At 69.6% G+C, this 6,909-nt stretch carries 16 protein-coding genes; 4 read left to right on the top strand and 12 right to left on the bottom strand.

The genetic code is table 11. The features are described from left to right. Positions 1 to 70 precede the first annotated feature (70 nt). From ACFU6K_RS26440 to ACFU6K_RS26390, 11 genes are all read right to left on the bottom strand, one after another. Positions 71 to 1,468: an alpha/beta fold hydrolase gene (locus tag ACFU6K_RS26440; protein WP_380667037.1), complete on the bottom strand. Its 1,398-nt coding sequence runs from the start codon at positions 1,466 to 1,468 to the stop codon at positions 71 to 73. A gap of 143 nt (positions 1,469 to 1,611) precedes the next feature. Next, the gene (locus ACFU6K_RS26435) at positions 1,612 to 1,839 is read right to left on the bottom strand and encodes a DUF397 domain-containing protein (protein ID WP_380667035.1); all 228 of its coding nucleotides are present in this window, start codon (positions 1,837 to 1,839) and stop codon (positions 1,612 to 1,614) included. Then, a complete protein-coding gene (locus tag ACFU6K_RS26430; RefSeq protein WP_380667034.1) occupies positions 1,832 to 2,062 on the bottom strand; it encodes a DUF397 domain-containing protein in 231 nt (76 codons plus the stop codon). Before ACFU6K_RS26430 ends, ACFU6K_RS26435 begins: the two co-directional genes overlap by 8 nt. A gap of 10 nt (positions 2,063 to 2,072) precedes the next feature. After that, positions 2,073 to 2,288, bottom strand: a complete 216-nt coding sequence (locus tag ACFU6K_RS26425) for a DUF397 domain-containing protein (RefSeq protein WP_380667039.1) — start codon at positions 2,286 to 2,288, stop codon at positions 2,073 to 2,075. Positions 2,289 to 2,318: 30 nt separating this feature from the next. Next, positions 2,319 to 2,546 carry a DUF397 domain-containing protein gene (locus ACFU6K_RS26420; protein WP_380667032.1) on the bottom strand — a complete coding sequence of 76 codons (228 nt, stop codon included), beginning with the start codon at positions 2,544 to 2,546 and terminating at the stop codon, positions 2,319 to 2,321. Positions 2,547 to 2,556: 10 nt separating this feature from the next. Further along, positions 2,557 to 2,769: a DUF397 domain-containing protein gene (locus tag ACFU6K_RS26415; RefSeq protein ID WP_380667030.1), complete on the bottom strand. Its 213-nt coding sequence runs from the start codon at positions 2,767 to 2,769 to the stop codon at positions 2,557 to 2,559. 10 nt (positions 2,770 to 2,779) lie between these two features. Beyond that, a complete protein-coding gene (locus ACFU6K_RS26410) occupies positions 2,780 to 2,986 on the bottom strand; it encodes a DUF397 domain-containing protein (protein ID WP_380667029.1) in 207 nt (68 codons plus the stop codon). Further along, positions 2,976 to 3,224 (bottom strand): DUF397 domain-containing protein, encoded by a 249-nt coding sequence (locus tag ACFU6K_RS26405; protein WP_380667027.1) that lies wholly within the window; start codon positions 3,222 to 3,224, stop codon positions 2,976 to 2,978. Before ACFU6K_RS26405 ends, ACFU6K_RS26410 begins: the two co-directional genes overlap by 11 nt. Before the next feature lie 4 nt (positions 3,225 to 3,228). Then, complete coding sequence (locus tag ACFU6K_RS26400; protein WP_380667025.1) at positions 3,229 to 3,435, bottom strand: DUF397 domain-containing protein; 207 nt, start codon at positions 3,433 to 3,435, stop codon at positions 3,229 to 3,231. A gap of 152 nt (positions 3,436 to 3,587) precedes the next feature. After that, positions 3,588 to 3,800 carry a DUF397 domain-containing protein gene (locus ACFU6K_RS26395; protein ID WP_380667023.1) on the bottom strand — a complete coding sequence of 71 codons (213 nt, stop codon included), beginning with the start codon at positions 3,798 to 3,800 and terminating at the stop codon, positions 3,588 to 3,590. Continuing rightward, positions 3,797 to 4,627: a helix-turn-helix domain-containing protein gene (locus ACFU6K_RS26390; protein ID WP_380667021.1), complete on the bottom strand. Its 831-nt coding sequence runs from the start codon at positions 4,625 to 4,627 to the stop codon at positions 3,797 to 3,799. Before ACFU6K_RS26390 ends, ACFU6K_RS26395 begins: the two co-directional genes overlap by 4 nt. Before the next feature lie 138 nt (positions 4,628 to 4,765). Here ACFU6K_RS26390 and ACFU6K_RS26385 point away from each other — a divergent pair, with 138 nt between their 5' ends. From ACFU6K_RS26385 to ACFU6K_RS26370, 4 genes are all read left to right on the top strand, one after another. After that, positions 4,766 to 4,957, top strand: a complete 192-nt coding sequence (locus ACFU6K_RS26385) for a hypothetical protein (protein ID WP_380667019.1) — start codon at positions 4,766 to 4,768, stop codon at positions 4,955 to 4,957. A 14-nt stretch (positions 4,958 to 4,971) separates the two neighbouring features. Next, complete coding sequence (locus ACFU6K_RS26380; protein WP_380667017.1) at positions 4,972 to 5,460, top strand: NUDIX domain-containing protein; 489 nt, start codon at positions 4,972 to 4,974, stop codon at positions 5,458 to 5,460. 111 nt (positions 5,461 to 5,571) lie between these two features. After that, positions 5,572 to 6,006: an ATP-binding protein gene (locus tag ACFU6K_RS26375; protein WP_380667015.1), complete on the top strand. Its 435-nt coding sequence runs from the start codon at positions 5,572 to 5,574 to the stop codon at positions 6,004 to 6,006. A 14-nt stretch (positions 6,007 to 6,020) separates the two neighbouring features. Further along, complete coding sequence (locus tag ACFU6K_RS26370; RefSeq protein WP_380667013.1) at positions 6,021 to 6,575, top strand: hypothetical protein; 555 nt, start codon at positions 6,021 to 6,023, stop codon at positions 6,573 to 6,575. Positions 6,576 to 6,717: 142 nt separating this feature from the next. Here the strand turns inward: ACFU6K_RS26370 and ACFU6K_RS26365 are convergent. After that, a partial coding sequence (locus tag ACFU6K_RS26365; protein WP_380667011.1) for a hypothetical protein occupies positions 6,718 to 6,909 on the bottom strand: 192 nt, incomplete at its 5' end.

Here is a 6,909-nt window from a genome sequence, read left to right as displayed (position 1 = left end):
GCGCTGGACGCGGTCCGGGCCCCGGGCATGGTTTCGCCACGTACGGAACGGTGCCCGCCGGCGGTTCCCGCTACTTCAGCAGGAAGTCGTACACCGCCTGCCGTCCGGCCGGGTTCGCCGCCCGGTTCTGCACCGAGTGCGCCGCCCCGGGCACGATCACGATCTGCGGGTTGTGCGCCAACTTCGCCTGCTCGTAGAGCAGTTCGTACGGCGTGGCGATGTCGCGGTCGCCGCCGAGCAGCAGCACCGGCACGTTGGGCAGCTTGCGGTGCGCCGGCGGGAGCGGCGGCACCGGCTCGCGCGGCCAGTCCAGGCAGACCAGGAGGCTGCCGAGCCCGGTCGCGGTCGCCGGGTCGTACGGCCAGGTCTGCTCGGCGGTCAGCCGCTGCCGGGTGCGCTCCAGCGCGGCCGCCCGGCCCTCGACCGGGGTATCGGTGCTGCCCCACGGGAAGCGCGCGTCGGCGCAGAGGGTGGCGGAGTGCAGGCCCTGGCTGAGGTCCTCGGCCGGTGCGGCGTCGACCACCTGGTGGACGAGGTCGAAGAGGTCCTGGAGCTTGGCGGGCTGCCCGGCGGCGGCCTCGTGCAGGATCTCCGGGACGCCGCCGAAGTCCGGGTCGATGAACTCGAAGCCGGTGAGCGCGCTCAGGACCTGCGCCCCGTTGCCGTAGCGGCGGACGGTGGCGGCGAGGTCGGCGGCCGGGTCGGTGGTGCAGCCGGTGGCCTGGCAGGCGGCCCGCAGCACCCGGGCGGTCGCGGGCATCGCGGCCAGGTCGAGGGGGTCGAAGCCCTGTGGCGGCGCCACCGAGTCCAGCACCAGCCGGGCCACCCGCGACGGGTGGGCGAACGCGTACCGCTCGGCGACGATGGTGCCGTACGAGACGCCGTCCAGGGTGAGGCGCCGGGCACCGAGGGCGCGGCGCAGCAGGTCGATGTCGGCGACGGTGTCCGCGGTGCTGTAGAAGCGGGCGTTCGGGCCGAGGGCAGCGGCGCAGTCGGCGATGGACTGCCGGCGCGGCACGGCGAGGTCGGAGGAGCCCATGTCCTCCTGGAGGCCGGGGCACTGGAGCGCGCCCCGGCCGGTGCCGCGCTGGTCGTACATGACCAGGCGGTAGTCCTTGAGGACGGGCTCCAGCTTGCCCGCCATCTGCCTCACCGTCGGGACGCTGGACTGGCCGGGGCCGCCGGAGAGGAACAGCAGGTCGCCCTTGGGGGCCTTGGTGTTGCCGCTGACGGCAACGGTGAGGTCGAGGGTGCCGGGGACGGCGCCGCTGTGGTCGAGCGGGACGGCGAGGGTCCCGCAGGTGAACTCGGGCGCGTCCGGACAGGGCGCCTGCCCGGTGATCCCGCCGCCGGGCCGGGCCGTGGCGGCTGTGGCGGTCGTGGCGGCTGCGGGGGTGGCCAGGGTGGTGCCGGCGACCACCGCGACGGCGCCCAGCAGAGCGGCGATGCGGCCGCGCGTGCTCGTCATGTGAGTCCTTCCGCTCGCACCGCGCCCGTGCGACGCGGTCACGGAAGCAGCCTGCGCCCCAGGGGACTTCGATGGCGAGCGTCCGGGCGGGATTCGCCCGGGAAGGGGCCGCCGGAAAGACCTGGACGGCCCTCTGCTACCGATCAGCCCTGGAGCGCGAACTCGCCCGCTTTGACGGCGTCGAGGAAGCTCTGGAACGCCGCAGGGGTGAACTCCAGGACGGGGCCGCGCCGGTGCTGCTTGGTGTCGCGCAGCGGGACGGTGCCGGTAGGGGTCCGACCGACCTCGACGCAGTTGCCGTTCTCGCTGCTGCTGTAGCTGGACTTGGCCCAGCCGTAGCCGCCCTGGTCGAGGGCGGTGCCGTCACGCATGGTCATCCTCTTGTAGTTCGCCGAACTCGCCGCTGCGGACAGCGGCGACGAACGACACCCACGCCTCCGCCGGGAAGACGAGGACCGGACCCTGGGGATCCTTGGAGTCTCGGACCGGCATCGATTCTCTAGAGCCACGCGCGACCTCAAGGCAGTCGCCGCCTTGTTGGCTGTACGTCGACTTGACCCAGGAAGCGCCGGACAGATCTCGGCGGTCGGCCATGACATTCCCCTCAAAGTACGTCGAACTCGCCACTGCGGACCGCAGCGACGAACAACTCCCACTCCCTGACCGGAAAGACGAGAGCCGGCCCCTCCGGATCCTTGGAGTCCCGGACCGGCATGACACCCGGGTAACCATCCGCCACCTCGACGCAGCCGCCCCCACCATTGCTGTACGTGCTCTTCCGCCACCCGGCGCCGGCAAGGTCAAGATCCATAGCACTCATCTTCCTTCCGCCCCCGATCGTCCTCACCCGTCACAGCTGAACCGGGAACTCGCCCACTTTGACGGCGTCGAGGAAGCCCTGGAACGCCGCAGGGGTGAACTCCAGGACAGGGCCACGCCGGCGCTGCTTCGTGTCGCGCACCGGGACGGTGCCGGCCGGGGTCCGGCCGACCTCGACGCAGTCGCCGTTCTCGCTGCTGCTGTAGCTCGACTTGGCCCAGCCGTAGCCGCCCTGGTCGAGGGCGGTGCCGTCACGCATGGCCGCCCTTTCAGAGCTCGCCGAACTCGCCGCTGCGGACAGCGGCGACGAACGACACCCAGGCCTCGGCCGGGAAGACCAGAGCGGGGCCGTGGGGGTCCTTGGAGTCCCGGACGGGCATCAGCTCACGGGAGCCACGCGCGACCTCCAGGCAATTGCCGCCTTGCTGGCTGTACGTCGACTTGACCCAGGAAGCGCCGGACAGATCTCGGCGGTCGGCCATGACATTCCCCTCAAAGTATGTCGAACTCGCCGCTGCGGACCGCAACGACAAACGACTCCCACTCCGTGGTCTGAAAGACGAGGGCCGCCCCCTCCGGATCCTTGGAGCCCCGAACCGGCATGACACCCGGGTAACCGTCAGCCACCTCGACGCAGTCACCCCCGTTGTTGCTGTACGTGCTCTTCCGCCACCCAGCTCGGGCCAGATCAAGTTCCATAGCCCTCACAGCCCTTCCGGAACTCGCCCGCTTTGAGCGCGTCGAGGAAGCCCTGGAACGCCGCCGGGGTGAACTCCAGGACGGGGCCGCGCCGGTGCTGCTTGGTGTCGCGCACCGGGATGGCGCCGGTAGGGGTCCTGCCGACCTCGACGCAGTTGCCGTTCTCACCAGCCGAGTAGCTGGACTTGGCCCAGTAGTAGCCGCCCTGGTCGAGGGTGATGCCGTCGTACATCGTCATCCCCTCAAAGTACGTCGAACTCTCCACTGCGGACAGCAACGACGAACAACTCCCACTCCTTGACCGGAAAGATGAGGGTCGGTCCCTCCGGATCCTTGGAGTCCCGGACCGGCATGACACCCGGGTAACCGTCCGCCACCTCGACGCAACTACCCCCGTTGTTGCTGTACGTGCTCTTCCGCCATCCGGCGCCGGCGAGGTCAAGTTCCATAACCCTCCCGTGCCCTCCCCCGCTCACGCAAAACGCTCGGCTGGGGCTCCCCAGCCGAGCGTTTGACTGCCTCTCCGTGGCCTGAACCTGGTCAACCGACCACGTGTCGCCCTGGAACCGCCCCCAAGCAGGGGCCGCCTTCGGGCTCCGGTTCAGACGTCGCCGAACTCGCCACTGCGGACAGCGGTGACGAACGACTTCCAGGCATCGGCCGGGAAGACGAGAGCCGGACCCTGGGGATCCTTGGAGTCACGGACAGGGGCCAGGCCAGGGAAGTCGGGAGCCACCTCGACGCAGGTACCGCCATTGTTGCTGTAACTGCTCTTGAACCATGCGGCGTCGGACAGGTCTACAGGGGAGTTCATGACGTTCCTCTCACGCCTTGCTTGCGGATCTTCTCCAGTGACGCAGCCTTCGGCAGGGCTTCCACCTGGAGCTGATGGTAGTCCCGTTCCCAGGCCTGAGCCGTATCAGCGTCCCGCGCGAGGAAGCCGCGCAACTGGCACTCCGAGTATGCCAGGAGTGATCGATCCGCCATGGTAAGCAGCGTAACAACCATGGTGAACGGCAACTCTTCCGCAAGCGAGAACGGCGCTACCTGGATGGTGATGTTCGGACGGCTCGCGAGGTCTTCAAGATGCGCCAGCTGCCGCGCCATGACCTTGGACCCTCCTACCGTTCGCAGGAGGGCTCCTTCGTCCAAGACGAAGTGCAGGCGCGCCGTTGACCGCTGGCCAAGCAGCCTCTGGCGTGTGGCCAGGAAGTCGAGTCGATCTGCCGCCTGCTCCTCGGTGATGCTGCCGCGCCGTACGGCTGCCGAAGCGAAAGCGTTGGCGTATTCCATGGTCTGGAGCAGGCCCGGAATGATGCCCAGCTCGAAGTGGGAGATGCCCCGAGCTTTCGCCTCTTGCGCCGCGTACTCGGGAAACCCTTCCAGCAGCGAAGCCCCGTTGAGACTCCAGTACGTCAGTTCCAATGTCCCACCGGCATCGATGGCCTTGTCAGCCAAACGAACCCAGTCGAGTGTGGGATTGCGTGTCCCTCTTTCGAGGTTCGAAATCTGACTATCACTCAAGTTCGTTCGCCGGCCGAGTTGCGTCTGCGTCAGGCCTGCCGCCTTGCGCAGCTTGCGCAGTTGGGCACCGAACGCCTTGAGGGGTGAAGCCGATGGATCCAGCTGAGACTCACGCATCGTCAGACCTCCACTGCTGCGCGAATTCCACACGGGTGAACTGTCAAGTGGGGAAGCCTTCCGATCGTAGCGGCCAAGGCGGCACTATGGCTACACCCGGTGATTCCCCGGGCGCACAGAGCAACCTGCGGAGATCTCATGCATCACGCACGGAATCCCGAACCTCTCCTCCAACTCCACGAAGCCAAGCAGCACTTCGGCGATCTGGAGGACGGCGAGCCGCGCGAGAGCGTCTTCGCGGGGCCGGCACTTCGGCCGCCCGGCCGCCGTCCCATCGACGAGCATCCGCTGCCGCCCGCCACCAATACCTCTTACCTGGAGCAGAGTTGAGCAGGACCAGCATCTTGACCAAACCCCCCGCCCGCCGGTCGGGCCAGCAGGTCTTCGCCCTGCACGAGGACCCCGGCGGGTCGGGCGAACTCCTCGTCCTCCTGGTCGATCCCGTCTACCGGGACGGCCTCATCCTCCCCGGCGGCAGCGCCGAGCAGGACGAGCTCCCCCACCTCGCGGCCCGCCGGCACTTGGAGACCGAGACCGGGCTCGTCCTGCCCCTCCGCACGATCCTCACCATCGACTACGTGCCCGCCGCCGAGTTCCCCGAGGGCCTCGACCTCGTCTACGCGGGCGGGATGCTCACGCCCCAGCAGGCCGAACTCGTCCGCCACCACCAGCCCCCGGAGGAGATCCACGCCCTCCACTGGGTCCCCCGTCATCAGCTCCGCAACGCCATGGCCGACGACCAGTACCGCCGCGTCGAGGACGCCTGGGACGCCTGGGAGCACGGCGACGGCCTCCCCCTCCTCATCCAGGGCGTCCCGGTCCCGGTCGGCTGACCAAGACGACACCCCCAAGACCGGACCGCCATCGGCGCAGCCCGGGCCTTCAGCAACAGTCGCGCACGGCGCACTCCCCCCGCACGCACCCCTCCCCCGAGGTACTTCGCCATGCTCAAAACCCGCCGCCCCCGCATGTTCGTCGCGCGCCTCGACTCCCGCATCGAGTCGACGCCCCTGGCCCGTTACCTCCTCCGGGCCTACCTCTCCGGCCTCCCCTCCGGCGACCGCTACACGGACACCGCCGAACTCCTCCTCGGCGAACTCTTCGCCAACGCCGTCCAGCACTCCGACGCCCCCGACGACCACCCCGTCGAGATCCGCTTCACCCTCACCGGCTCCCGCCTGCGCCTCGAAGTCCACGACGCCGGCACCACCCACCCCACCCTCCGAGCCGCCGCCCCGGACGCCGAACACGGGCGCGGCCTGCTCCTCGTCAACGAGCTCGCCGAACGCTGGGGCTGCTCCTCCCGCCCCGACGGCACCGGCAAGTGCGTCTGGGCGCACGTCGCCCCCGCCCCCACCTCCGTCCTCGTCACCGCCTGAAAGCCCGAAGCCCCATGCACCTCACCACCCTCGCCCGCCACGCCCTCTCCCGTGGCGCCACCCCGGCCGCGACCTACGCCCTGATCGCCCGCCTGGGCCACCCGCCCCTCCCCTCCGCCCGCGCCGTCTGCCTCGCCCTCACCATCCCCCTCGCCGAAACCACCCGCCGCCTCAACGACTGCTACGACGCCCTCCTCGCCGACCCCCGCCCCGACACCGAGAACGACACCGGCGAACTCCTCGAAGCCCTCGGCGTCTTCGACATCCCCAAGTCCCTCACCGACACCGAACTCGCCGTCGTCGACCACCTCCTCACCGCCGTCGACGCCCACGGCAGCCTCCGCCCCGGCCACCACCACGGCCTCACCCGCTGGTTCACCACCGGCAACCTCACCACCGCCTACCTCTCCCTCACCGCCACCCACCCCCACCCCCGCACCGGCGACCCCACCCGCTACTGGACCACCCTCACCACCGCCGGCGAACTCCTCACCACCACCCCCAACCCCGACACCCGCATCAGGTACGCCCTCACCCACTGCCGCACCCAAGCAGCCGCCCACACCTGAGAACCCCCGCGCACAGGAAGTCGACGGGTCCGACTTCCTACGCAGCACGCTCCCCAGCCAAATCAGCCGAGCGTGTCCACCACCCGGCACACTGCCGGTGGCTCGTCGGAAACCAGGAAGAGCCATCGCACTGGAGGTCGCCTCAGACCAGTACACCTCGCTCGCCCACCCGGACCAGCACCTCGGCCGCTTGGCCGCCGGCGTCACGGCGGCCAATCCGTGGCTGGTGATCGTCTACGCCGGTTACGGCGACGTCCTCGGCAGCGACGAGAGGACACCAGAGCCCCACGGAGGCGGGACGGTGCACCAACGAAAACGGCCGGGTGTCCTTGTC

Source organism: Kitasatospora sp. NPDC057512 (assembly GCF_042802135.1).
GTDB lineage: Bacteria > Actinomycetota > Actinomycetes > Streptomycetales > Streptomycetaceae > Kitasatospora.
The sequence above is the reverse complement of the archived record's forward strand: the minus strand, read 5'-3'. Positions and strand labels throughout refer to the sequence as shown.